24 protein-coding genes are annotated in these 24,531 nt (G+C 35.1%); 6 read left to right on the forward strand and 18 right to left on the reverse strand.

The window, feature by feature from the left end; all coding sequences use genetic code 11:
• Window positions 1-3: 3 nt before the first annotated feature.
• The 4 genes from ACFOWM_RS03980 to ACFOWM_RS03995 form a co-directional block, all read right to left on the reverse strand.
• Window positions 4-822, reverse strand: coding sequence for a PASTA domain-containing protein (locus ACFOWM_RS03980; RefSeq protein ID WP_379707372.1), 819 nt, complete (start codon window positions 820-822; stop codon window positions 4-6).
• A gap of 37 nt (window positions 823-859) precedes the next feature.
• Window positions 860-1,840, reverse strand: a complete 981-nt coding sequence (locus tag ACFOWM_RS03985; protein ID WP_379707374.1) for a D-alanine--D-alanine ligase — start codon at window positions 1,838-1,840, stop codon at window positions 860-862.
• 20 nt (window positions 1,841-1,860) lie between these two features.
• Window positions 1,861-2,346 (reverse strand): YybH family protein, encoded by a 486-nt coding sequence (locus ACFOWM_RS03990; protein WP_379707376.1) that lies wholly within the window; start codon window positions 2,344-2,346, stop codon window positions 1,861-1,863.
• A gap of 82 nt (window positions 2,347-2,428) precedes the next feature.
• Complete coding sequence (locus ACFOWM_RS03995) at window positions 2,429-2,776, reverse strand: 4Fe-4S dicluster domain-containing protein (protein ID WP_379707377.1); 348 nt, start codon at window positions 2,774-2,776, stop codon at window positions 2,429-2,431.
• A 35-nt stretch (window positions 2,777-2,811) separates the two neighbouring features.
• Here ACFOWM_RS03995 and ACFOWM_RS04000 point away from each other — a divergent pair, with 35 nt between their 5' ends.
• Both ACFOWM_RS04000 and ACFOWM_RS04005 read left to right on the forward strand, forming a co-directional pair.
• Complete coding sequence (locus ACFOWM_RS04000) at window positions 2,812-3,807, forward strand: acyl-CoA reductase (RefSeq protein ID WP_379707379.1); 996 nt, start codon at window positions 2,812-2,814, stop codon at window positions 3,805-3,807.
• Window positions 3,808-3,945: 138 nt separating this feature from the next.
• On the forward strand, window positions 3,946-5,487 hold the full coding sequence (locus ACFOWM_RS04005; protein WP_379707381.1) for a trypsin-like peptidase domain-containing protein: 1,542 nt from the start codon (window positions 3,946-3,948) through the stop codon (window positions 5,485-5,487).
• A gap of 68 nt (window positions 5,488-5,555) precedes the next feature.
• On the opposite strand, the gene ACFOWM_RS04010 is transcribed toward ACFOWM_RS04005, so the two are convergent.
• Window positions 5,556-6,833: an alpha-amylase family glycosyl hydrolase gene (locus tag ACFOWM_RS04010; RefSeq protein ID WP_379707383.1), complete on the reverse strand. Its 1,278-nt coding sequence runs from the start codon at window positions 6,831-6,833 to the stop codon at window positions 5,556-5,558.
• A gap of 85 nt (window positions 6,834-6,918) precedes the next feature.
• Here ACFOWM_RS04010 and ACFOWM_RS04015 point away from each other — a divergent pair, with 85 nt between their 5' ends.
• Window positions 6,919-8,154, forward strand: a complete 1,236-nt coding sequence (locus tag ACFOWM_RS04015) for a 4-hydroxy-3-methylbut-2-enyl diphosphate reductase (protein ID WP_379707385.1) — start codon at window positions 6,919-6,921, stop codon at window positions 8,152-8,154.
• Here the strand turns inward: ACFOWM_RS04015 and cmk are convergent.
• From cmk to ACFOWM_RS04035, 4 genes are all read right to left on the reverse strand, one after another.
• A complete protein-coding gene (gene cmk, locus ACFOWM_RS04020) occupies window positions 8,151-8,831 on the reverse strand; it encodes a (d)CMP kinase (protein ID WP_379707387.1) in 681 nt (226 codons plus the stop codon). The two genes, ACFOWM_RS04015 and cmk, sit on opposite strands and share 4 nt — an antisense overlap.
• Window positions 8,832-9,028: 197 nt before the next feature.
• A complete protein-coding gene (locus ACFOWM_RS04025; protein WP_379707389.1) occupies window positions 9,029-9,676 on the reverse strand; it encodes an HAD family hydrolase in 648 nt (215 codons plus the stop codon).
• Window positions 9,677-9,748: 72 nt separating this feature from the next.
• Window positions 9,749-9,919, reverse strand: a complete 171-nt coding sequence (locus ACFOWM_RS04030) for a phosphatidate cytidylyltransferase (RefSeq protein ID WP_379707391.1) — start codon at window positions 9,917-9,919, stop codon at window positions 9,749-9,751.
• 211 nt (window positions 9,920-10,130) lie between these two features.
• Entirely contained in the window at window positions 10,131-12,677 is a 2,547-nt protein-coding gene (locus tag ACFOWM_RS04035) for an ATP-dependent Clp protease ATP-binding subunit (protein WP_379707393.1), read from the reverse strand.
• Window positions 12,678-12,849: 172 nt separating this feature from the next.
• Between ACFOWM_RS04035 and ACFOWM_RS04040 the strand changes: the two genes are divergently transcribed.
• Both ACFOWM_RS04040 and ACFOWM_RS04045 read left to right on the forward strand, forming a co-directional pair.
• A complete protein-coding gene (locus ACFOWM_RS04040; protein WP_379707395.1) occupies window positions 12,850-13,236 on the forward strand; it encodes an STAS domain-containing protein in 387 nt (128 codons plus the stop codon).
• 54 nt (window positions 13,237-13,290) lie between these two features.
• A complete protein-coding gene (locus ACFOWM_RS04045; RefSeq protein ID WP_379707397.1) occupies window positions 13,291-14,193 on the forward strand; it encodes a ribonuclease Z in 903 nt (300 codons plus the stop codon).
• Here the strand turns inward: ACFOWM_RS04045 and ACFOWM_RS04050 are convergent.
• From ACFOWM_RS04050 to ACFOWM_RS04065, 4 genes are all read right to left on the reverse strand, one after another.
• The gene (locus ACFOWM_RS04050; RefSeq protein WP_379707398.1) at window positions 14,183-14,905 is read right to left on the reverse strand and encodes a hypothetical protein; all 723 of its coding nucleotides are present in this window, start codon (window positions 14,903-14,905) and stop codon (window positions 14,183-14,185) included. The genes ACFOWM_RS04045 and ACFOWM_RS04050 overlap by 11 nt on opposite strands.
• Window positions 14,906-14,931: 26 nt before the next feature.
• The gene (gene dapA, locus ACFOWM_RS04055) at window positions 14,932-15,825 is read right to left on the reverse strand and encodes a 4-hydroxy-tetrahydrodipicolinate synthase (protein WP_379707400.1); all 894 of its coding nucleotides are present in this window, start codon (window positions 15,823-15,825) and stop codon (window positions 14,932-14,934) included.
• Between the two features lie 133 nt (window positions 15,826-15,958).
• Entirely contained in the window at window positions 15,959-16,705 is a 747-nt protein-coding gene (locus ACFOWM_RS04060) for a murein L,D-transpeptidase catalytic domain family protein (RefSeq protein WP_379707402.1), read from the reverse strand.
• A 191-nt stretch (window positions 16,706-16,896) separates the two neighbouring features.
• Window positions 16,897-17,715: a purine-nucleoside phosphorylase gene (locus tag ACFOWM_RS04065; RefSeq protein ID WP_379707403.1), complete on the reverse strand. Its 819-nt coding sequence runs from the start codon at window positions 17,713-17,715 to the stop codon at window positions 16,897-16,899.
• 117 nt (window positions 17,716-17,832) lie between these two features.
• Between ACFOWM_RS04065 and ACFOWM_RS04070 the strand changes: the two genes are divergently transcribed.
• Window positions 17,833-18,429: a TIGR04282 family arsenosugar biosynthesis glycosyltransferase gene (locus ACFOWM_RS04070; protein WP_379707404.1), complete on the forward strand. Its 597-nt coding sequence runs from the start codon at window positions 17,833-17,835 to the stop codon at window positions 18,427-18,429.
• Between the two features lies 1 nt (window position 18,430).
• Here ACFOWM_RS04070 and ACFOWM_RS04075 read toward each other — a convergent pair whose 3' ends face one another.
• The 5 genes from ACFOWM_RS04075 to ACFOWM_RS04095 all read right to left on the reverse strand — a co-directional run bounded on the left by ACFOWM_RS04075 (window position 18,431) and on the right by ACFOWM_RS04095 (window position 24,525).
• Window positions 18,431-19,474, reverse strand: coding sequence for a VOC family protein (locus ACFOWM_RS04075; RefSeq protein WP_379707405.1), 1,044 nt, complete (start codon window positions 19,472-19,474; stop codon window positions 18,431-18,433).
• A 27-nt stretch (window positions 19,475-19,501) separates the two neighbouring features.
• Window positions 19,502-20,302, reverse strand: a complete 801-nt coding sequence (locus tag ACFOWM_RS04080) for an SDR family oxidoreductase (RefSeq protein WP_379707406.1) — start codon at window positions 20,300-20,302, stop codon at window positions 19,502-19,504.
• Window positions 20,292-20,996 (reverse strand): TIGR04283 family arsenosugar biosynthesis glycosyltransferase, encoded by a 705-nt coding sequence (locus ACFOWM_RS04085; RefSeq protein WP_379707407.1) that lies wholly within the window; start codon window positions 20,994-20,996, stop codon window positions 20,292-20,294. Before ACFOWM_RS04085 ends, ACFOWM_RS04080 begins: the two co-directional genes overlap by 11 nt.
• 177 nt (window positions 20,997-21,173) lie before the next feature.
• Complete coding sequence (locus ACFOWM_RS04090; protein ID WP_379707408.1) at window positions 21,174-23,117, reverse strand: T9SS type B sorting domain-containing protein; 1,944 nt, start codon at window positions 23,115-23,117, stop codon at window positions 21,174-21,176.
• 109 nt (window positions 23,118-23,226) lie between these two features.
• Window positions 23,227-24,525 carry an MFS transporter gene (locus ACFOWM_RS04095; RefSeq protein WP_379707409.1) on the reverse strand — a complete coding sequence of 433 codons (1,299 nt, stop codon included), beginning with the start codon at window positions 24,523-24,525 and terminating at the stop codon, window positions 23,227-23,229.
• Window positions 24,526-24,531: the final 6 nt, after the last annotated feature.

Below are 24,531 nucleotides of genomic sequence, written 5' to 3' on the forward strand. Positions count from 1 at the left end.
ACTTTAATTATTTGGAGTGGTTGTTTTATTGCTGGTTGAATCAACTAACGGAACATTATCTTTCGAAATCCAAAGATCAACAATTTGGCCAGAACGAATATATACGGGCCGTTGATCAACTGTGAAACGAGTAGGCATTTGTCTTACAACAAAGGCATTGGCCGTATCTGATATTGAAGAAGTATAAACAGTTGACGCTAACATTAACCCACTTTCTTCTAACACTGCTTTTGCTTGTTCGTACGTTAAGCCTACTAACTCCGGCACCATAATTTGTTCGTTAGATAAACCACCACCAATTACTAAATCAATGGTGCTTCCCCAAGGCACTTTTGCACCAGATGCTATAGTGGTTCCTTTAAATTTTTGTTCTAATACGGAGCCCATCATAAAATCGGGCTTAAAAGTGGTATCGCCCAACACTAAATGGCTTCTCTTCAAAATATCTAAAGCATAACTCAATGATTTACCTTGCAATGAAGGCATATCAATTAGCGGCAAGGTTACCCTATTTACCGTTAATAGCACTACCCTATTTACTTTTACAGTGCTATTGGGTTCAGGAAACTGCTTTAATACTGTACCCATTTTAGCAGTATCGGTATATACAGAATCTTGAATAACTACTTCAAATCCTTTACTTTCTAACAATTTTACTGCTTCAGCAGTAGTTTTGCTCGTTACAGCAGGTACAGTAAGGTATGAACCATGTTTGGTAATAACCCCAAGCAATTGTAAAAAAGCAAACAGTAACAAAGCTGTTAAACCCAGTATTACCAATATGTTTACCCAAAGTGGTTTGCTCGTTATAAATTTAAACACAACAATAAATTTAGATTGTGAGGGTGCAATATAATCATCACATAAAACATTCTTCTAATAAAGCACTATAAAATTCTTTTAAAGTGCTACCCATCGCTGCTACTTGTTGGGGTACAATACTTGCGGCACTTTGCCCTGGTACTGTATTAATTTCAAGCATATACGGTTCTTGCAGGGCTTCGTTGTAAATAAAATCAATACGTACAATACCTTTACAATGAAATACTTTATAAATTTTTTGTGCTGCTGCTTGTATTTGCGCTACAATCTTATCGCTTGCTTGTGCAGGTGTTACTTCTTCACTTGCACCTTCATATTTTGCTTCAAAATCAAAGAAATCATTTTTAGATATAATTTCTGTCATGGGTAAGGTAACAATAGTGCCTTTTGTTTGGTATACGCCAATAGTAAACTCACGGCCAGCAATAAATTCTTCTACCAACACTTGCTCATCTTCATTAAAAGCTTTTGCTAGTGCAGGTGCTAAATCATCAGCATGGTTCACTTTGCTCATACCAATACTACTGCCACCGTTATTGGGTTTTACAAATACCGGTAACTGTAACTGTTGTAAAATAGCAGCCGCATCCATTCCATCATTTTTAAAAAGATGTACCGACTTTGCAACATGTACACCAGCAAAAGCAGCTACAGCAACGGTATACCGCTTATTAAATGTTAGGGCCGATGTTGCTGCATCGCATGAAGTGTAAGGTATTTTTAAACAATCAAAATAGCCTTGTAATTTTCCATCTTCACCGGGGGTACCATGTAAACCCACCAAAACTGCGTCAAATGTAATTTTGCTTCCGTTAATAGTTAATGAAAAATCATTTTTATCAACCAATATTTTTTCACCATTGTTGGTCATGTGGAACCAACCGCTGGGGTGTATATCTATTAAGTAACAATCCCATTTATTGGTATCAATATTTTGTTGGATGGTGGCGGCGCTTTTATAAGATATTACGGATTCACCAGAGTAACCTCCTGTAATAAGGGCAATTTTTTTATTCATATAAATGTTGAATTGGGTTATTAAGGTTCATCTGAACCTATACCTTCGTTGTTACTTTGTAATATAAATTTCCACTTACCATCATTTTGTTTTTTCCAAATGGTAACATAATTGCCATACAACACAGTATCTGCAACACTTGGTACAATTTTATATATACCATAAGTGTAACCCAACTCACCCGATTCAGCAATATGTGCTTCTGTAGGTTTCCAGCTCATTACAAAGCCCGTATCTTGCAAGCCAATAATATAATCAACTGCATCAGCCCCTGCCAATGGCAATGCATCGGTTCTGAGCATAACACCATTGCTGTCAATAAAATTCAAATAAGCATCTTTCAAACCCTTAGCTGTACAAGTTTCAGCAAAAGCCTCATCAACATCCATCAATGCTAATTTTGCTTGTACGGCATCATTTTCAGCTGGTTTTTTGTTAGGTAATAAACAAGATGGTACAGCCAAAGCCACACAACATAAACTACCAAAAATGATTCGATGTAACATAACAACAAGTTAGCAAAAAAGCTTGGGAGTAGATACAAAAAAGCGAAAGCACATAATACTTTCGCTTTTTAAAATTATTTAATTAAATGTGTAAACGGTTCTTTTTATCCATTAAAGCTTCAACAGTTTCTACATAAGCTTCATCAGGCACACAACAATCAACCGGACAAACTGCGGCACATTGTGGTTCTTCATGAAAACCTTGACATTCTGTACACTTATTGGTTACAATGTAGTAGGTATCTACCGAAACAGGACTGTTACGTTGATCAGCATCAATAGTTGTACCATCCATTAAAGTAAAACTACCTTTTATTGACGTACCATCAGCAATTGCCCACTCAACACCGCCTTCGTAAATAGCGTTATTAGGACACTCGGGCTCACATGCCCCACAGTTTATACATTCATCTGTAATCTTTATAGCCATCTGTCGTAATTTTGATGCAATTTAATAAGAACCACATGATCTTACAAGAAAGAATTGAAATATTAGAAAAATTGGGGCAGTACCTTCAAAAAAATACCCCTGAGTGGCAGCAAGCCAAGCAGCTAGCCTATCAAAAAAATGGGTGGTTCACAGAAGCTTTTATTGATGCAGCTACACAAAATATTATTACTCATTTTTTATCGAAAACCGCTTTGCAACAATGGGTTACTAAATACCATTTAGATGATAATATTATACCCAAAAATGTTGGCATTGTAATGGCCGGAAACATACCAATGGTGGGCTTTCACGATATGTTGGCTGTATTTGTAAGTGGACATTACCAAACAATTAAATTATCATCAAAAGATGATGTATTGTTGAAACATGTAGTGCAGTTTTTAATTACGCAAAATAACGAAGTACAACACTATATTTCAATTGCTGATATGCTCAAAGGCTGCGATGCCTATATTGCCACAGGTGGTAATAATGCCGCTGCCACATTTGAAACTTATTTTGGTAAATACCCACATATTATTCGCAAAAATAGAACCTCTGTAGCCATACTGAACGGCAGTGAAACAGCTGCTGAGTTAGCACTTTTGGCAGATGATATTCATTATTATTTTGGTTTAGGGTGTAGAAATGTCACCAAACTTTATGTACCCAATAATTATGATTTTGTGCCAGTATTACAATCATTTAAAAAGTACCAATATTTTGCTGACCATCATAAGTACAAAAACAATTATGATTATCAATTATCTATTGTATTGTTGAATAATGTGTACTATATGACTAACGAAGCCACTATGCTTATTGAAAACAAACAATTGTTTTCGCCTATTAGCCAATTGCATTATGAGTTTTATACAAATGTAGCAGATGTTGTTGCAACATTAAAAAATAATGACGATGTACAATGCATAGTAGGCAAAGGTTTTGAGCCTTTTGGTGCTGCACAACAACCATCAATATTAACTTATGCTGATGGTGTGGATACGATGCAATTTTTACTAACTTTATGATCTACGAAAGTCTTACTAATTAATTGTTAAATAGGTGTAGCGGTCAATATCATTTTGTCAGTGTATCGTTACTTTGTTATGCAAAGGCATGTTTTTTGAAAACAATATTTAAAATCAAAGATTTAAAAATTTATAAAAATGAAATTCAAACAAATTGCATTTACGGTTGCCATTAGCGCCATTACTACGTTAGGCGTTGTTTGGGGTTACAGTAAATATTTAAAAGAATCGAATGCATATGGTGGACAGTTAGCCGGCGTTTTACCAGCAAATTATGCAAAAACAGCAGGTTATAATGACGGAGCTCCATTACCTGCTGGGGCAGTTGATTTTACCGTACCATCACAAGCAGCAATGCCAGCAGTGGTGCACATCAAAACAAAAACAAACGCAAAACAAATTTCGAACAACTTACCTAAAATTCAGCGTCAACAAAATCCTTTTGCCGATTTATTTGGTGATGATGATATGTTTGAACAATTTTTTGGGAGAAGAAATAACATCATTCCTGAACAAAGAGCATCTGGCTCAGGTGTTTTAATTAGCGATGATGGGTACATTGTTACAAACAACCATGTGGTAAACAATGCAGATGAAATTACCGTTACTTTAAACAACAAAAAAACGTACAAAGCAAAAGTAATTGGTGCTGACCCTGCATACGATTTGGCAGTAATAAAAGTTGAGGCAGCTGGTTTACCTTATTTAATTTACGGTAATTCTGATGATGTAAAAATTGGTCAGTGGGTGTTGGCTATTGGTTACCCTTTAAATTTAGAAGCAACCGTAACTGCAGGTATTGTAAGTGCAAAAGCTAGAAGCCTCAATTTAAATAGAGATAAAGCAGGTGCACCAGGTGTTGAATCATTCATACAAACAGATGCTGCAGTTAACATGGGTAACAGTGGTGGTGCTTTAGTAAATACCGATGGTAAAATTATTGGTATCAACTCTGCCATTGCTTCACCAACAGGTTATTACTCGGGCTACTCTTATGCTATACCTGTTAACATTGTAAAAAAGGTGGTAGATGATATCATTAAATTTGGTACGGTACAAAGAGCCTACATAGGTATTGCTTATGCAAACCCAAGTGAAATGACGGATGAGCAAAAAACAAAAGTAAATATACCGTTAGATGCTACAGGTATTATAGTTACAGATGTACCAACTGATGGTGGTGGCTATGCTGCTGGCATTAAAAAAGGTGATGTTATTTTAAAAATAAATGGCGTAGCAGTAAGCAGTGGTGCCGAAATGCAAGAGCAAGTAAGCCGTTACAAACCAGGCGATAAAATTACCATAACCTACAGCCGCAATGGTAAAGAAGTTACAACCAATGTTACTTTAAAAAACAAAGCAGGTAATTATGATGTAGTGAAAAACGAAATCATTGCCGATAAATTAGGAGCCGATTTAGCAACACTTGATGCCAAAAAAGCCAAAGAATATGGCGTAACGGGTGGGGTAATTGTAAAAAGAATTAAAGCTGATGGCGCTATTGAAAAACAAAGTCGTATGAAAGATGGCTTTGTTATTTTAAAAGTAAATGATAAAATTGTAAACACCGTTGATGAACTTAAAGCAACCATCGGTAATAATAAAGATGTTACGGTGAGTGGTTTTTACCCAGGTTACGATGGGTTGTATGAATACCCTTTTTCACTTGATGATAATTAATTAATAAAATTGAATTCAAAAAAAACCGCCTTTATAATGGCGGTTTTTTTATTGGAAAAATGCGATAACTAAGTAGCGAACACTAAAAAATTACCTGCCGTTAATTGAACATTTATTTGATGTGCAACATACATAACTTCATTCGTAAATATATTGGTGTAATTACCTTGTAATGTTGGCCAGTCAATCGTTTCATTAATTTCAAATTCATTAAAATTGATGAACACCACTACGGCATGTTGCTCATATTGTAAATGGTATTGCAACATATTTTTGGCTACTAAAGTTTGGTTAATGACAACATTAGTATGTGGTATATTTTGATACACCGCATGCGATTTTTTTAATGCAAATAAAATGCTGTAGAATGTATGCAGTTGATTAATGGGTTGCCATTCAATACAATCTTTATCAAAAAATTGTAGTCGTTTGTTCCAAGGTAATTCTTGTCCGCTATACAACAATGGCATACCAGTGTAGGTAGCACTAAACACCGCTAGCGCCTTGGCGAACATACCATATTTTTCATACTCAGTGCCATTCCAAGAGTTTTCATCGTGGTTGCTGGTAAAAAATAAACGGGTGGCGGTTGAGGGAAACGCTTGTTGGTACCACTGTAATGTAGCCACACATTGTTGTAAGCTCATTTCTTTTTTATGAAACAACTCCATGTGGTGCATCCATTGCCATGTGTATGAAATATCAAAAGCTTGGTGATAGCTAGGCTCTTCTGTTTCAGCAAGCCAAATCAAATCTTTTTTTAAGGGTGACAATTGCGTTCGGGCATGCTTCCAAAAAGCCAGCGGTGTTAAATGGGCTAAATCTGCTCTAAAACCATCAATATCAAATTCGGTTATCCAATATTGCATCGCATCTAACATAGCTGCTTGTTGGGCTTCATTTGTATGATCTATTTGAATAACATCATCCCAATCAAAAGCATTTTTAAATGCGCCATTCTCATCTCTCAAAAAAAAGTCAGCATGGGTGTTTGTCCACACATGATCCCAAGCTGCATGGTTAGCTACCCAATCAATAATTACCTTCATGCCCATACTATGAGCGGTAACAATTAAATTTTTAAAATCGGCTACTGTACCAAATTCAGGGTTTACCGCTTTATGATCGGCAATAGAATAATAACTCCCCAAACTACCTTTTCTATTTATTACGCCAATGGGGTGTATAGGCATCAACCATAAAATATCAACCCCCATGTGTTGTAACCTTGGTAAATGTGCTGCAAAAGCATTGAAGCTACCTTCTGGCGAATATTGCCGAATATTTACTTCATATATGTTGGCTGTATGTAAAAATGTAGGTGCTGTAAATGAACTATTAAACATGTAAACTATTTATGTGTATGCTAAATTTAAGGCTTTCATTGCAAAGCATTTGCCATAAAACGTACCTTTGTAATCAATATTTATTATGAAGCAGTTTACTATTCCATTTACTTATAGAAGTCCACTCATTACAGCTATTAAAAACAATCGTAAAGAGGCTGATAAAATGAAAAAAGATTTTACGCCTACTTTGCTTGATTTGGGTAATACACAAATTTACCTAGCTCGACATTTTGGATTTTGTTATGGTGTTGAAAATGCTATTGAAATTGCTTTTAGAACAATTGATGAAAACCCAGGCAAACGTATTTTTTTGTTGAGTGAAATGATACACAATCCACAAGTAAATGCCGATTTAGTGGCACGTGGGGTACAGTTTCTACAAGATACTAAAGGCAATATGTTGATACCTTTTGAATCGCTAACGGCAGATGATGTAGTGATTATTCCTGCATTTGGTACTACATTGGCGATTGAAGAAAAATTAAATACCATCGGCATCTCTACAAAAAAATACAACACCACTTGCCCGTTTGTTGAAAAAGTATGGAACCGAGGCGACCAAATTGCTAAAAAAAATTACAGTGTTATTATACATGGCAAACCTTCGCATGAAGAAACGAGGGCAACATTTTCACATGCTGCTAAGGGCACACCTACGGTAGTGGTGAATGATATGGATGAAGCAGTGGCATTATCAAAATACATTACCGGCGAAAAAAAGAGTACTGAGTTTTATACTGAATTTGAAGGTCGTTTTTCAAACAACTTCAACCCACAAACTGACTTACAGCGTATTGGTGTAATTAACCAAACTACAATGTTAGCAAGCGATACTCAGGCTATTGCTGATTTTTTAAAAAGCGTAATGGCGCAACAATACCAACTTACTGATCAAAATATTGCAGACCGTTTTGCAGATACCAGAGACACCTTGTGTTACGCTACCAACGATAATCAATCTGCCGTATATGGTTTGTTGGAGCAACCTGCTGATTTTGCCATTGTAGTAGGTGGCTACAATAGCAGCAACACCAGCCACTTAGTGGAGTTATGTGAACAAAAATTGACTACCTATTTTATTAATGGCGCTGATAAAATTAATGACGATAACAGCATCAATCATTATAACTTACACCAACACAAAGAGTTGGTTACAACACCATTTTTATCAACCGATAAAGCTTTAAAAATTTTAATAAGCAGCGGCGCTTCTTGTCCTGATGCTATGGTGGAAGCCGTTATCAACAAAATAGCTTCTATGCGTAATTGTACTGATGCGTTAAAAAATATAACAGCAACATTTGTTCAAAACAACTAAGCCATTGGTTTTTTAACCCATTCTAATGCCAATGCCAATTGCTCTTCCATAGTGAGGTTGCTATTGTTAAGTATAATAGCATCATCAGCTTTTTTAAGTGGACTTACTTCTCTGTGTGAATCAATATAATCCCTCATTTCGAGGTTATGTTTTACTTCATCTAAACGTACATTAGGGTTTTTATCATACATTTCTTTAAACCTACGCTCTACCCTTATGGCAATATCTGCCGTCATAAATATTTTTAATTCGGCAGTAGGAAAAACAGTGGTACCAATATCTCTCCCATCCATTACAATGCCTTTTTTTGCACCCATTTTTTGCTGCTGCGCCACCGCAAACGTACGTACAGCAGCTATTGCAGCAATATCACTTACTTTATCAGCAATGATTAAATCTCTAATAAGGTACTCTACATTTTCATCATTCAAATAAATTTCAGAATCACCCGTTTTGCTATTGGGTTCAAAATGTAACACAATATTTTTTAGCGCCTCGGCAACCTCAGCGTCATCCGTCCAATCAATATGATTACGCAAAAAATACAAAGTGATAGCTCGGTACATTGCACCGCTATCAATATAAGTGTAGCCTAATTTTTTGGCCAATTGTTTTGCCAAAGTGCTTTTACCGCAGCTTGACCAACCATCGATTGTAATTATTATGTTGTGTGACATGCAGCCGCAAAAATCAAATAAATTTGGGGCATCACAAAAATAAATTGAGCATTAATTTAAAATAATTGGTTTTATGGTGGGGGCTTTCAACTTTTGTGCAAGTAGCAGCAGTTGTTCGGGTCATTCGCTTGTACGCCTCGGCCTTTTGCAAAGGCCTGTGGGGTACCGCTGCTGCCCCGCAGCCCATCAGCATTTAATTATGCATCAACCAATTGCCAATGAAACATAGGCAATAGTTCTTCAAAATATTGAACAGTCGTTATTTGAGGCGGAATAAAATTAGCTTCAATTTTATTAATTAAAACAGCATCAATACCCAATGCTTGCGCAGCAGCAATTTCACTATTAGCATCATCACCAATTACCAAAACCTCATGGGGCAATAACTTTTTTTGTTGTAAAATGGTTTCAAATATATCTTTCTTGGTAACATGTGCTTTTGTATGATCAATTATATAAAATGCTTCAAAATCATTTTCAATACCCAATTGTTGTATTTTACTTTGTTGCAATATTGTAAAGCCAGCCGTCACCAATATTTTTTTACAAGGTATATTTTTTAAAACTACATAATCATCAAAAGGCTTCAATGTTTCACTAATAGTAAGGTTTTGTAATATTCCTAAACATTCGGTCGTTAATACATCATCAAAATTAAAATGTTGGGCAACGTATTGAAAAGGTTTTCGGGTAAGCATTCGTTTTATAGAATCGATAGTTGCATCATGCTTACCACTATTTTTTATAAGTGAAAGTATAGGTGCAAAAAGCTGGTCGCCCATACTTTTTACAGGGTATACAGTATTATCTAAATCAACAAAAATGTATTTTTTTATAGGTAACATAACAACCAAATATAGCTAAATTAAAAAAGGGAACACTGTTAACAATGTTCCCTTAAAAAAAATAACCATTCGTTAATTTTTAGATTTACCTACTAAAAATAGGATAAGTGCTACCACCAAAACAATGGCAATAATACCCGTCCAAACCCCAGCTTTAAATATACCTCCAATGGCGGCACAACTACTGGTGGTCATTATTATTAAAAGTAAAAAAGTGGCAATAAAATAATTGGAGCGTTGCATAATATGTTGGTTTGTTAAAGGAATTGTAATAACCTATATCATACCAAAATATAAAACATGCTTTTAATATATTATTTTACGAGGTAGCAGCAAACCTAACATACTAAATTGGAAATTATATTACACAACTGTTTATGATAGCCACCGCCAACGGGGAAAAATTGTCGCTATCATTCATTAAAAAAGCTCCACTTTGCAGTGGAGCTTTTTATTATGCTTCAGATTTTTTTTCTTTCTTTTTTGGTTCGTCTTTGTCTTTAAACCTAAACTTAATTTTTTGAGTAGGTTCATCTAACTCTGCCACCAATACATCGCCTTGCTTAATGGTCATATTTAAAATTTCTTCCGCTAACGGATCTTCTAAATACTTTTGAATGGCTCTGTGTAAAGGCCTTGCACCAAACTGGCTATCGTAACCTTTATCAGCAATAAATGATTTAGCTTCTGGCGTTAATTCCATTGAAAAACCTAAGCTGTTCAAACGTTTCATTACACCACTCATTAAAATATCAATGATGTTGAAAATATCATCTTTCGTTAATGAATTAAATATAATTACATCATCAATTCTATTTAAAAACTCAGGGCTAAATGTACGTTTCAACGCTTTTTCAATAACCGCTTTGTTATTTTCTTCGCTGTTTTCCATACGGCTTGCCGTTGCAAAACCCACCCCATCACCAAAGTCTTTTAACTGACGAGCACCAATGTTTGATGTCATTATGATCATGGTATTTTTAAAATCAACTTTACGACCTAACCCATCAGTAAGCATACCATCATCTAACACTTGTAATAAAATGTTGTAAATATCTGGATGTGCTTTTTCAATTTCATCTAACAAAATAACACTGTAAGGTTTACGACGCACTTTTTCAGTTAATTGTCCGCCCTCTTCATAACCCACATAGCCCGGAGGTGCACCAATTAAACGGCTTACGGTAAACTTTTCCATGTACTCACTCATGTCAATACGAATCAACGCATCTTCACTATCAAACATTTGACGAGCCATGCTACGAGCCAACTCCGTTTTACCAACACCTGTAGGACCTAAAAATATAAACGTACCAATAGGTTTTTTAGGGTCTTTTAAACCTACCCTATTTCGTTGAATAGCTTTTACTACTTTGCTGATAGCATCTTCCTGACCAACAACAGCACCTTTTAAATCGTCGCCCATTTTACGCAACTTATCTGTTTCGGCCTGTACCATGCGTTTTACAGGAATACCCGTCATCATGTGTATTACTTCAGCAATATCTTCTTCCTCAATAGGGAAACGTTTGTTTTTACTTTCTTCTTCCCAATCAATTTTTGCTTTTTCTAAATCTTCTTGCAAACGTTTTTCAGTGTCACGTAATGCAGCAGCTTCTTCAAACTTCTGGCTTTTTACGACCCTATTTTTTTCAACTTTTATATCCTCAATTTTCTTTTCGAGTTCAATAATACCTTCAGGCACATTGATGTTTTTAATGTGTTTTCTTGCCCCAACTTCATCTAAAATATCGATAGCTTTATCGGGCAGTAAACGATCCGTCATGTAACGGTCGCTCAATTTCACACAAGCTTCAATAGCTTCTTTGCTATACGTTACACTGTGATAATCTTCATATTTACTTTTAATATTGGTCAATATTTCAATAGCTTCATCAACAGATGGTTGCTCTACCAATACCTTTTGAAAACGACGATCTAATGCACCATCTTTTTCAATATGTTGACGGTACTCATCTAAAGTTGAAGCACCAATGCATTGCAATTCGCCCCTTGCCAAAGCCGGTTTAAAAATGTTTGATGCATCTAATGAACCACTAGCACCACCTGCGCCCACAATGGTATGTATTTCATCAATAAACAAAATTACATCCCTGTTTTTCTCAAGCTCATTCATAATGGCTTTCATACGCTCCTCAAACTGGCCACGGTATTTTGTACCTGCAACCAATGCTGCTAAATCTAAACTCACTACACGTTTATCAAACAATACACGGCTTACTTTACGTTGTACAATACGCAATGCCAAACCTTCAACAATGGCAGTTTTACCCACACCTGGCTCACCAATTAAAATAGGGTTGTTCTTTTTTCTACGAGATAAAATTTGAGATACCCTTTCAATTTCATTTTCACGACCTACAATCGGATCTAACGAACCTGTTTCTGCCAAACGGGTAATATCTCTACCAAAATTATCGAGTACTGGCGTTTTTGATTTTGGCAAATTTGCAGCGCCTGGTTTTTGCTGTTGTTTTTGACCAAACTTTTTACTTTCATCATCAAACTCATCTTCATCATTAAATTCTGAACGGGGCATATCTGATGATACAAAGCCTAACTCATTTTTAAAACCATCATACTCCACATCAAATTGATTTAAAATTTGTGTAGCAATATTTTCTTTATTCTTTAAAATTGAAAGCATTAAATGTTCGCTTTCAACATTCGTACTTTTAACTGCTTTAGCTTCTAAAACAGTGATACGAATTACCTTTTCGGCCTGCTTTGTTAAAGGCAGCGAATTGATGTTTGCAATATTTTTACCGGTTTTATCTTTTACGGCTAACTCAATTTCTTTGCGTAGTTCATACACATCAACATTGAGTGCTTTCAATACTTTTATAGCGGTGTTTTCACCATCTCTAATAAGCCCTAAAACCAAGTGTTCAATTCCAATGAAATCATTTCCCAGTCGTAATGCCTCTTCTCTGCTGTAAGAAATTATTTCTTTTACCTGTGTTGAGAAATTATTGTCCATTCTTTAAATTATTTTACTGATACAATGTTAACGAAAAAAGAAGTGCTTAAGTAATAAAGAAATCAAAAATGTTGATATGTGTACAAGATATTTTTAAAGTATTTACGAAAACAATTTGTACACCTATTTAAATAAGATATTTTTATAACTTACGTTTTTAATCGATAGTATTATGATAGTCAAAACAGATACCAAAGAGAAATTTACGGTTATAACCATACAAGAAGCCACATTATCTGCTAATATGACAGCTAACATCAAGCAACTTGACTCATACGGCCAACATGAAATTCCACATATCGTAATTAATATGACGGAAGTAACCAACATAGATACCGAAGCAGCACAAGCTTTGGCCAACCTACAACAACAATTTTATGAACGCAACCAATCATTTGTAATTTGTGGGTTGCAACCAGCTGTTGAGCAAGTTTTTGAAACCGCTGATTTATTAGATGTGATGAACGTAACCCCTACCGAAAGTGAAGCTTGGGATATTGTACAAATGGAAGAAATTGAAAGAGAATTACTAAGCGATTTTGATGATGAAGAAAACTAAGTATTGATGCAGCTATTTTTTGCATAAATAAGTCTTTCATAAAAACCAAAACGATTGTTCGCTATTACTATTTTAGGAAATAACTCTGCCATACCAGCACATGGCCGTAACCCTACTGCTCAAATTTTACAAACTACCGATGAAAATTATTTGATAGATTGTGGCGAAGGCACACAAAACCAACTAGCTAAATATAAAATTAAGCGTAGCAGAATCAACAATATTTTTATTTCGCATTTACATGGCGATCATTATTTTGGCTTAATTGGTTTAATTACAAGCATGGGTTTAATGAGCCGTACCAACGATTTACATGTTTATGCCCCTGCAGCACTTGAAGCCATTATTAAAATACAATTAGATGCGGCTGATATAGTACTGCCCTATAAAATAATTTTTCATGCATTAAAAGCCGATGAACTCATTGCAAGTGATAAACGAGTAACAGTTCATTCATTTAAAGTAAACCACCGTATTGAGTGTTATGGATTTTTGTTTAAAGAAAATAAAAATCCTCGAAGTATTGTACCCGAAAAAGCAAAAGCTTACGAAATACCCGAAGCTTTTTTTAAGCAACTACAACGTGGAGAAGATTACATTACCAAAAAGGGAACCATTGTACCCAACAATGCTGTAACAGAACCAACTGCTGCTGCAAGAAGTTATGCTTACTGTGCTGATACTATTTACGATGTTAGCATAGCCGAAAAAATAAAAGGAGCTCATTGGGTGTACCACGAAACCACATATTTAAAAGACTTAACAGAACGGGCTGCAAGCCGCTACCACTCTACTACAGAACAAGCAGCTAGCATTGCAACATTAGCAGGTGCAAAAAAATTATTGATTGGTCATTTTTCTTCAAAATATGAAACACTTGATGATTTTTTGATTGAAACACAATCGTTTTTCCCAGAAACGGAGTTAGCCATAGAAGGCGTAACTTTTAGAATGTAACAAGAGGCCTGATAATGTAGTTATTACCATTAGCCAATAACCAATTTGTAGCTTGCTGCAAAACTTTTTGTGAAGGGTAGTTTTTACCATAATCATTTAAGTTATAAATGACCAGTTTTGAATGAAGGGCAACAGTGTCTATTGCAGCATTAATATTTGCAGCAGTTGCAGCAGTTGCAGCAGTTGCTACATTATAAACAAACAATTTTCCCTTTAACTGTTTATATAAACTAATATCAAAATCTTCAACAAAACCTAAGTATGATTGATGATTGAACCACAACATGCTTTTGTTAAATATAGTAGGATGATGTGCAGCTTGCAAGAGTACAATGGCTGCCATATCATTTAATCCAATTAAAATAATTGGTTGTGCAATGTTTATTGTATGCTGATTATTTAAGAGAACGGAAAGTGCTTTATTAAGTAAGCTATCAATAATAACAAAATGCGATTTGTTTAAAATTGTATTATCGTTAATGGCTACATCAACAATAATAGTATTGACAATACTGTCATTGGCAACAAAAGCCGCCAACGCCTCATTGAATGAAACGTTGGCGGCTTTTACACAAACAATACTAATTCTATTTTTGGAAGTAACTGTTGATTTTGTTTTGCATACAATATTAAGCGATACATTATGGTGTAGCATATGTATAACCGTATCGGCAATGGGTACTTGAGCTTGTAATTGCAGCGTAGTAACCATAAAACATATGATAGCAATTAAAACCCTCACAGCTGGTTATGTATGGCTAAATACTTTTTCACATCTTGATGAATAACACCGCTTAAAGGCACACAAGGCAAACGTAACTCATTTTGTACAATACCCATTTCAAATAAAAATGCTTTAGCGCCAGCAGGATTATTTTCTGCAAACATTAATTTATAAGCATCTAACAATTGGTTATTGATGGTTACAGCAGCAGGGTATTCATTGGCTAAACAATGTTGTACCATTTTTGAAAATGCGGCAGGAAAAACATTCGCTGCCACACTTATTACACCACTCATACCACAAGCTATTTGAGGTAATGCCAAAGCATCATCACCACTAACTACAGCAAAGCCTTCAGGTTTGTCTTTTAAAATTTCCATACACTGCTGCAAATCGCCACTGGCCTCTTTTATACCTGCAATATTACTTACTTCATGTGCTAAACGTAAGGTAGTTCGTGCATCCATATTTCTACCTGTTCGGCCAGGTACATTGTACAAAATAACAGGCTTTGGTGAAGCTGCTGCAATGGCGCTATAATGCTGAAATATACCTTCTTGTGATGGCTTGTTGTAATTAGGACTAGCACTTAAAATAGCAACAGCACCATCTAATGGATATGTTTTTAAATCATTAATAACCGATTGCGTATCATTTCCACCTATGCCTACCACCATAGGCACTCTACCTGCAATATGCTTTTCGGTAAAAAGTATAATAGCCTTTTTTTCTTCGCTTGATAATACAGGGGTTTCACCAGTTGTACCTAAGGTAACAATATAGTTTACACCATTATCAATAATATGATCTATCAACTTTGCTAGCGCATCATAATCAACCGACAAATCTTTTGAAAAGGGTGTAATTATTGCAACACCAGTACCTTTTAAAGTATTGTATAAACTCATTCAATTATTTTTTACAAATGTAAGTATATAAAAACTAGGTAGCAGCAAGCTCCCCATAACAACAATACAAAAATGGTAAAAAAAAGAAGCACTTTTGCCACACCATATTGATGAGGCAATATGTGTGATGTAATTAACTATTGATGATGGCTGATTGTTGTAAGTAGCGATTGTTTTCGCTGTAAATAAATAAGCATGAACCATTTTTAATGGTTTCAATAATGGGCTTATTTAATTTTTCGGGTACAGCAGGGCACCCCCAACTTCTTCCTAAATAACCTTTACTAAAAATATAGTTTTCGCTTACATAAGGGGCTCCATGCATTACAATGCTGCGTTGGTAGGCTTTATCATTAATACCATATTCAATGCCTTGCAAATGCAACGAAAAGCCATTACGACCCATATAAGTATCAGCAGTGGTGTAAAAACCTAAACTGCTCTGTAAGCTTTCGGGCCTGTTTGAAAAATTAGTTGCCATTGCTTCGCCACTGCCTTGCCCATGTGCAACATAAGTATTAAACAATACCTTATAATTTTTTACATCAATTACGAATAAACGCTTCTGGTTTGAGGGCTTTGAAAAATCAACAATTGATAAAATGTTATCGTTGGCAATTTTTCCTTTTAATTTAAGAAAATCATATCCCTTATAAGCATATTCAAATGCTTGTATTGATAAACCACATAAGTTTAATTTTAAACTATCGTACATTTTATCAGCAAAGGCAAAAGCATTGTTTTTTGTTGACAAAGGTGCTGGTACAATAGGTTTATACGCAACTTTTTTTCCGGTTGAAAAGGCAAATGGTAAATGCAGCATAAACGTACACATAGCTGCAATAAAAAGATACACTTTTTTAAACTTTAAATTTTTCATTTAAATCATTGATATTGGTATAAACCAAACGATTAATAAGTGTAGCTATTGTGTCTATATAGTAAAATTTAGTAATTAAAAGGATGGCAAAAGTACCATTTAGCTTGTTTATACAACGTTAAAGTTGGCTATGGTGCATAAAAAATCCCTGTAATGAGGCATTACAAGGATTTTTAAATTATGAATATTTATTATATTTTATTAATAACAGCTGCAAATAAGTTACTCAATTTTTCATCTGCCTTACCTGCAACTGCAATTATTTCGGCAATATCTACAGGCTGTAAATGATCAGGGTCGCACTCATCTGTAATAACACTTACCGCTGCACATGGCAACCCAATTTGATTGGCAACAATTACTTCTGGCACCGTACTCATACCTACCATATCAGCACCAATGGAGCGTAAGTGGCGGTACTCAGCCCTGGTTTCTAAATTTGGGCCAGCTACTGCCACATAAACACCTTTGTGCAGCGCTACTTGGGCAGCAGCTGCTTGTTCTATAAATATTTTATTGAGTGTAGCATTGTAGGGCATACTCATATCAGGAAAACGAGGACCATAATCATTGCTATTTAACCCACGTAACGGATTTTCTGGTTGTTGGTTAATATGGTCATCTAACAACACTAAATCACCTTTTTTAAATTGTGGGTTCATGCCACCAGCAGCATTACTCAATAAAAGGTATTGTACACCCAACGCTTTCATTACCCGAATAGGGAAAGTAATTTGCTGCATACTATACCCTTCATAATAATGAAAGCGGCCGCTCATAGCCAAAACAGATACATCGCCAACGGTTCCGTATATAAGTTTACCTGCATGAAACTCTACGGTAGCTTCAGGAAAATGCGGAATATCTTTATATGTTATGGTTTCAATGGTTTGAATATAGTCAATCATTTTACCCAAACCCGTACCTAATACAATTCCCACTTTTGGTGTATGAATATTTTTAGATTTTAAAAAAGCAACCGCTTCTTCAATTTGTTGTAAATAGGTCATAGCTATCAATTAATTTTATAAAACTTTGAAAGGTACGAATGCGTATCTTTTAATTTATTTCACGTTAAATACAAATGTATTAATACAAATTTGTAAAAGACAATAATTTAAAAACGGATGCATCCAAAAAATAACGCATTAATCATATTTGCCAGAAAGCCAGAACTTGGTAAAGTTAAAACTCGATTGGCAGCAAGCATTGGCGATAAAAATGCATTAAAAATATACCAACAGTTATTAAATCACACCAAAGCTATTGCTGGTGATGCAGCAGCTGAAACACATGTTTTTTTAACTGCTTTTACAGATGATACTTTTTGGGAAGATTTTGAAAATCATTTACAAGAAGGTGATTCGTTAGGCGATAAAATGTTACATGCATTTACAACACTTTTTAAATTAGGTTACCAACATTGCGTAATTATTGGAAGTGACTGCCCTAGCTTAACACACGAAATTGTAAATGATGCTTTTGCAGCACTGAATCATAATGATATCGTAATAGGCCCTGCTGCTGATGGTGGCTATTATTTACTAGGTATGAACACATTGCATACAACTATTTTTGAAAACAAACAATGGAGTACTAACACGGTATGTAGCGATACTATTGAAGATGCACAACTACATCAGCTAACATACTTTTTGCTACCTACCTTAAATGATGTGGATGAAGTAACAGATGTGCCAGCTACTTGGTTAGCTGCTTTGTAAATTATTTTACTTTACTTAAGCCTAGTAAACCGATCATCCAATTGGGTAAAGGTTTTAACGGATTGCGTTTTTGGAGATTTAAGTAAATACCCCATTTTTTATAGATAGGCACTTTATGCGTTTCAACCAATTCAATTAATGTACCATCGGGGTCTTCAGCATAACAAAACCTGCCTGCTGCGTTTTGCATGGCAAACGATTCATTGCTATCAACCGTAAAAGTAACTTTATGTTGTAAGGCTAATTGTTTTAATGAATCCATCTGCAAAACATCAAAACATACATGAATAAAACCACAATCACCCCAAAACCGATTGCTGAAAATAGTTTGTACAGGAGCATCTAAGCGTTGCACCAATTCAATTTCAACATCGCCTAGCAACTTATTAAAAGCACCCACACCCGATACTGGTTTTCTTAATAATACCCTCCTACTTTTAATTGGTTGATGGGTATCATTATCCGTAAAACTATTAGTAACATCATACACAATGGTTGATATTCCTAATACATCTTTATAAAAAGATAAGGACCTATCAATATCACTTACCCCAATGACTACACCAATTACTCCGCCTGTTTTGTGATGGTTGTTTGAAAACCACTCTTTGCCTTGTACTATATTGAATGTATTACCGAATTTATCTTTCAACCAAAAATGTTGATTATTGATAGGATCAAACTGAATTGGTGTCAATTGAACCTCATCTATTTTACTAAAATACAAGTGCGATTCAGCTATATTTTTACACTTTATTTTGGTTGCATAAATACCAATATCGCCGTATTGGCATTGCTGAATAGATGGTTGCCTATTTTTATACTGCCAAATTTCAAAACCACCGCCGCCAGCCAAATTCATGGTTAAAATTGCTTGTCGGTTGTAAACCTTGCCACCCGTATATTTTGTCATTAAAGTAGCTTCAGATGTATCATCAAAAATCAATACATCCATACCAAACAATGCTTTATATAACAATGTTGCTTGCCTAATATTTTCAACACCAATACCAACTTGTTGTATACCAGAAATAAAATGATGCATAAATACTAGGAAAATTTAATATATAATTTACAAACTTTTCAAACCCTTATTGTGAGCAATTTTGTAATATAATGAAGGTAAATACCATTTAATTTTTAACAACAAACTTTCACCTCTTGCAATGATGATATGTTGTTTTTTTTGTGCTACCGCTTTTAAAATTTTAGTTGCACAAACTTTTACACTAATACCATTAAGTTGCCCTTCATCGTGTTTAAGATGTGGCGTACCATCTTTGGTAAGTGCATTTACTGAAATGGGTGTATTGATTCTACCAGGGCTTACCAATGTTATTGACAAACCCTCTATAGTATTTTCTGTTTGTAAGGTTTCAAAAAAACCTTTCATTGCATGTTTTGCGGCTGCATAACCAGATCGCAACGGAAAACCCATTAAACCAGCTACACTACTAATTGCCACAATTTGGCCGTTGTTGCGTTGTTTAAAATATGGCAGTAATTGTTTGGTGATAATAAGGGGTGCATAAAAATTAATATCCATTAAAGAACGATACACCGCAATATCAGTATCAATTGCTAAAGAGCGTTGGGTAACCCCTGCGTTTAAAAATACGATATCAATATGCTGAAATAATTCCATTGCTTGGTTGCAGGCTTGCAAACAACCTGCTTCCGTAGATAAATCAGCCACCACGATTTTACAAAACTCATTGTATTTTGAACATGCTTGATGAACTTCATTTAATGCTTGTTCATTTCTGCCCGTTAATATTACATAACCTCCTTGCTTTGCCAATTGCACCGCAAGCTCAGCACCAATACCGGATGATGCGCCAGTTACCCAAATAACTTTTTCTCTAAAATGCATTTTTTCTATAATTAAGCAACCGTTTATAGGCATCAATCATATCATGCTGCGAACAACCTCTTTTATACATTTTCACCACAGTATAGTTGGCTTTTTGTACTGTTAACCATGAGTTGTGATCGTATTTTCTTGCAGAAACGATGGTAGCTTTTGGTACTAATTTAAATTTACCTGCACTACGAATCCGCCTTAAAAAATCATAGTCTTCCATAATCAACATCTCATTTTTAAAACCGCCTACTTTTTTAAAAAGTGCTGTAGTAATAAAAATGGTTTGATCGCCACCTCTACAAAACAAAAAATTAAACCTTGTAAAAAAAGCATTCATTTTTAGTAATGTTCGGTTTTTATCAAACTGAAAACGGTAACTACCACAATCAAACCCTTTATTGATCGCATCTTCAATATCATGTTGAAAGCTCAATGGCGGTTTACTATCGGCATGTACGAAATAAAGTATATCTCCGTTTGCATATTGCACTCCGTGATTCATTTGGCCAGCCCTACCTTTAATAGGTGATTCAACTACAATTGCACCATGCTTTGCTGCCACCGCCTGTGTACCATCGGTACTACCACCATCAGCTACAATAATATCACATACTGCATTTCCGGGAGCACTTTTTATATAATCGATATTGCTACCGATAATATCAACCTCATTATATGTTGGTATAATTATACTAATTTTCATTGTTTAATATACTCCTATCAAATTAAAAAAATATTTTACTTGATAAAGTTTACAAAGCTTTGTAAGTGCTGGTTTTATTTATAAACGTACAATTTACCTATATATAGGCAATATTGAACAATGCCTATGTACGATAATTTTTAAATTTGGATTGATTGACTTCTGTAACAATTAAAATTAACGTAATAAAAGTACCGTACCCTTTAAAACAGGCGTACCGTTTTTTAAATCAATAATATAGGTGTAAGCGCCTGTTGGCAGGGGTTCTCCTTTAAATAAACCATTCCAACCTATTAATGATTTGCTTCTTTGAAAAACTGTTTGTCCGTAACGGTTATACACCATTAAAGTATGATCAGGATAAGCAGCCAATGCAGGAATATTCCACACATCATTTTTACCATCGGCATTTGGTGTAAAACTATTTGGAATAAAAATGCCTTGATAAATTTTTACATACACCGTATCATTTACTACACCACAGTTATTGAGGGATGTTACACTCAAAATATACCTGTCATCAGCCGGAGGATTTACAATGGGATTTAACACTAAAACATCACTTATAAAAGTGGGTGGCGACCATTGAAAACTGTTATATGTTCCATTTATGTTAGCATCTAATTGAATGGGATTATTAGCAACAATAAACCTATCAGCACCAGCATTTACTAAAGGCAGTTTAATTACGTTAATAGTAGCAAAAGCAGTATCAGCACAACCAAAACTATTTTTACCAATAACTTGATAATTGGTTGTTGCTGTTGGCGAAGCAGTTGGATTATTTATATTAGAATTTGATAAACCATTTGGAGGCGACCATTCATAATTATTAGCACCTGTTGCATTTAAAAGTTGTGATACACTTTCGCATAAAGTAGTAGTTGTTGGTGTTACTGAAACAATAGGTGATGGATTAACAACAACCGTTGTAGAATCAATATTTTGACAACCAGTTACATTATCTGTAACAGTTACATAATACTTTCCAGAACTATTTAAAGTGGTATTAATGATGGAAGGGTTCGCAATTGTAGCAGTAAAACCATTAGGACCCACCCAATTATAATTATTACCACCAGTAGCACTAAAATTTAAAACAGTTGCTTCACAAACAGGCCCACTGTTGATAGCTGTTGTAACGGGCAAAGGGTTTACTTTAACCAATATTGGGCTCGATGATACCCTACAACTTGGCGACCCAATATTACCAGCTTCAGCAACACTAAGGCGGTAGTAATAGTTGCCTACTGCTGCATTATTAGCGAATGCTACATTTAAGGTAGTAGTATTTTCATTTAAAATATCAGTGTAAGTAATATTATTAGTGCTTTGTTGCCATTGATATACTGGGTTATTAAAACCGCTTGATACATTACAGTTAAATACAAAGTTTTGAGAAGTGCCTTTACAAATATTACTTGTATCACTGGTATTACCATTTATTGAAGGCGACAATAACGGGCCACAAGGCCTAAACGTAATATCATCTAATGCTAAATCATTACCACAGCCACCACCAGCATTATTAATCATTCGCAATACCAAATTACCTACATTGGGTGGTGTAGTAAAAAAGAAACCATATTGTTTCCAAATGGGCGCATTGGTTGGTGGGATGTTATTGGTATTATACGTTTGTAATACCGTTCCATCTACCTGCTCAATTCTAAAAGTAATATTCGGTTGTATGGTATTATTATTACAAGATGTTGGTAATATCACATTCATAATCCATGCAGCAAATTCATAAGTGGTATTACTGCACAAACCCCTTACTGTGTCTATATAAAAAGGGTTTGGCTGTACCGATGCGTTCACCAGCATAAAATAACCATTGCCGTTATTGGTATGATCGGTATTTAATGAGTGCCAAGTATTACCAAAGCAATTATTGGTGTTATTACGAACGGTGTAAAAACCATCGTTAGGACAATCATTGCCTACAAACTGATACGCTGTTGTGGCTGCTGATAAAGCAGGACCAGGATTGGTGCCAGAACCAAATGTTATATTAATAATAGGATCGCCTAAACTACCTTGACACAGCTGCGCCTGCACAAATTCACTAAACAACAACATGACTATCAAAAAGCCACTAAACCTTTTAAATAATTTCACCTCAAAATTTTTGATACACAATAAAAACAAACGGTGAAGTTACGGCAAAAAAGAGGCCAATGAAAGTACTTAAACTATTAGCTTGCTAACAATAAAAACAAAACTGACTTTATATATTAATTTTTTTCAATGTTGGTGTTAACAAATGCATAATTACCCATGCTATAATGTAGGCCAAACCACAAATAATAAACATAATTAAATAACCGGTTTGATCATCGCCAATCGATTTATAATAATCAAATAATTTACCTGCACTTTTTGCAATTAAAATACCACCTACAGCACCAAACATGCCACCAATACCCGTTACCGTTGCAGTGGCTGATTTAGGAAACATATCGCTTACAGTTGTAAAAATATTAGAACTCCAAGCTTGGTGCATACCCATAGCCAAACCAATTATTAAAACAGCATACCACATATTAATTCTACCTAAATACTGTGCAGCTATAACCGTTACAATTACAGATGCAAATATGAGCATAGATGTTTTTCGAGATTTATATACAGGCCACCCTTTTTTTATAAACCACATAGGTAACCATCCTCCAAACACACTACCAACGGTTGATAACGTATAAGCAATGGCTAAAGGAAACGCAATATCAGTTTTTGATAAACCGTACTGTTTTTGCAAAAAATCGGGCAACCAAAATAAATAAAACCACCAAACTGGGTCTGTAAAAAATTTACCAATGGCAAATGCCCAAGTTTGTCGTGTTTTCAAAAGCTGCATGGCTGAAATTTTTGGTTCATCAACATTAGGTTCAGGTTGCTTTTCATCAACATCACTGTGAATAAAATCAAACTCAGCTTGCGATAATCGCTTTTGCTTTTTGGGTACTTCATACAAAATAAACCAAAAAATGAGCCATATAAAACCCACCAAACCTGTAAGTATAAAAGCCCATTTCCAACCATACTTATTAGCAATAAACGGTACTGTAAGTGGCGCTATAATAGCACCAATATTTGCACCTGAATTAAAAATACCAGTGGCAAAGGCTCTTTCTTTTTTAGGAAACCACTCAGCAATGGCTTTTACCGCAGCCGGAAAATTACCAGACTCTGTAACGCCCAAAGCACCTCTTGCTACAAAAAAACCAAAAGTGTTGGTCACTAAACCATGCCCAATTGCGGCTATACTCCACATAGTGGTTGCGACAGCATAACCAATTTTGGTGCCTAAAGTATCAATCAACCTACCTGCACCTAAAAAACCAATGGCATAACATACTTGAAAAGCCACAACAATATTTGCGTAGTCAGATTCTGTCCACTTAAACTCATCCGTTAAAGTTGATTTTAGTAAGCTGATTACAGCTCTATCTAAATAATTGATAGTGGTTGCAAAAAATACCAAGGCACATATCGTCCACCTGTAATTTCCAATTTTATTGTTCATAAACTT

The sequence above is a fragment of the Ferruginibacter yonginensis genome (assembly GCF_042651465.1).
In the GTDB taxonomy this organism is placed as follows: Bacteria; Bacteroidota; Bacteroidia; order Chitinophagales; family Chitinophagaceae; genus Ferruginibacter; species Ferruginibacter yonginensis.

What these genes read in the sequence shown, in the direction of transcription:
- ACFOWM_RS04030 (WP_379707391.1), bottom strand. Translation starts at nt 9,919, where the DNA reads ATGCAACGCTCCAATTATTTTATTGCCACTTTTTTACTTTTAATAATA.
- ACFOWM_RS04075 (WP_379707405.1), bottom strand. Translation starts at nt 19,474, where the DNA reads ATGCATCATTTTATTTCTGGTATACAACAAGTTGGTATTGGTGTTGAA.
- ACFOWM_RS04050 (WP_379707398.1), bottom strand. Translation starts at nt 14,905, where the DNA reads ATGGTTACTACGCTGCAATTACAAGCTCAAGTACCCATTGCCGATACG.
- ACFOWM_RS04025 (WP_379707389.1), bottom strand. Translation starts at nt 9,676, where the DNA reads ATGTTACCTATAAAAAAATACATTTTTGTTGATTTAGATAATACTGTA.
- dapA (WP_379707400.1), bottom strand. Translation starts at nt 15,825, where the DNA reads ATGAGTTTATACAATACTTTAAAAGGTACTGGTGTTGCAATAATTACA.
- ACFOWM_RS04080 (WP_379707406.1), bottom strand. Translation starts at nt 20,302, where the DNA reads ATGCATTTTAGAGAAAAAGTTATTTGGGTAACTGGCGCATCATCCGGT.
- ACFOWM_RS04070 (WP_379707404.1), top strand. Translation starts at nt 17,833, where the DNA reads ATGCATCCAAAAAATAACGCATTAATCATATTTGCCAGAAAGCCAGAA.
- ACFOWM_RS04000 (WP_379707379.1), top strand. Translation starts at nt 2,812, where the DNA reads ATGATCTTACAAGAAAGAATTGAAATATTAGAAAAATTGGGGCAGTAC.
- ACFOWM_RS04095 (WP_379707409.1), bottom strand. Translation starts at nt 24,525, where the DNA reads ATGAACAATAAAATTGGAAATTACAGGTGGACGATATGTGCCTTGGTA.
- ACFOWM_RS03995 (WP_379707377.1), bottom strand. Translation starts at nt 2,776, where the DNA reads ATGGCTATAAAGATTACAGATGAATGTATAAACTGTGGGGCATGTGAG.
- ACFOWM_RS04010 (WP_379707383.1), bottom strand. Translation starts at nt 6,833, where the DNA reads ATGTTTAATAGTTCATTTACAGCACCTACATTTTTACATACAGCCAAC.
- ACFOWM_RS04040 (WP_379707395.1), top strand. Translation starts at nt 12,850, where the DNA reads ATGATAGTCAAAACAGATACCAAAGAGAAATTTACGGTTATAACCATA.
- ACFOWM_RS04060 (WP_379707402.1), bottom strand. Translation starts at nt 16,705, where the DNA reads ATGAAAAATTTAAAGTTTAAAAAAGTGTATCTTTTTATTGCAGCTATG.
- ACFOWM_RS04015 (WP_379707385.1), top strand. Translation starts at nt 6,919, where the DNA reads ATGAAGCAGTTTACTATTCCATTTACTTATAGAAGTCCACTCATTACA.
- ACFOWM_RS03985 (WP_379707374.1), bottom strand. Translation starts at nt 1,840, where the DNA reads ATGAATAAAAAAATTGCCCTTATTACAGGAGGTTACTCTGGTGAATCC.
- ACFOWM_RS03990 (WP_379707376.1), bottom strand. Translation starts at nt 2,346, where the DNA reads ATGTTACATCGAATCATTTTTGGTAGTTTATGTTGTGTGGCTTTGGCT.
- ACFOWM_RS04085 (WP_379707407.1), bottom strand. Translation starts at nt 20,996, where the DNA reads ATGAAAATTAGTATAATTATACCAACATATAATGAGGTTGATATTATC.
- cmk (WP_379707387.1), bottom strand. Translation starts at nt 8,831, where the DNA reads ATGTCACACAACATAATAATTACAATCGATGGTTGGTCAAGCTGCGGT.
- ACFOWM_RS04065 (WP_379707403.1), bottom strand. Translation starts at nt 17,715, where the DNA reads ATGACCTATTTACAACAAATTGAAGAAGCGGTTGCTTTTTTAAAATCT.
- ACFOWM_RS04005 (WP_379707381.1), top strand. Translation starts at nt 3,946, where the DNA reads ATGAAATTCAAACAAATTGCATTTACGGTTGCCATTAGCGCCATTACT.
- ACFOWM_RS04035 (WP_379707393.1), bottom strand. Translation starts at nt 12,677, where the DNA reads ATGGACAATAATTTCTCAACACAGGTAAAAGAAATAATTTCTTACAGC.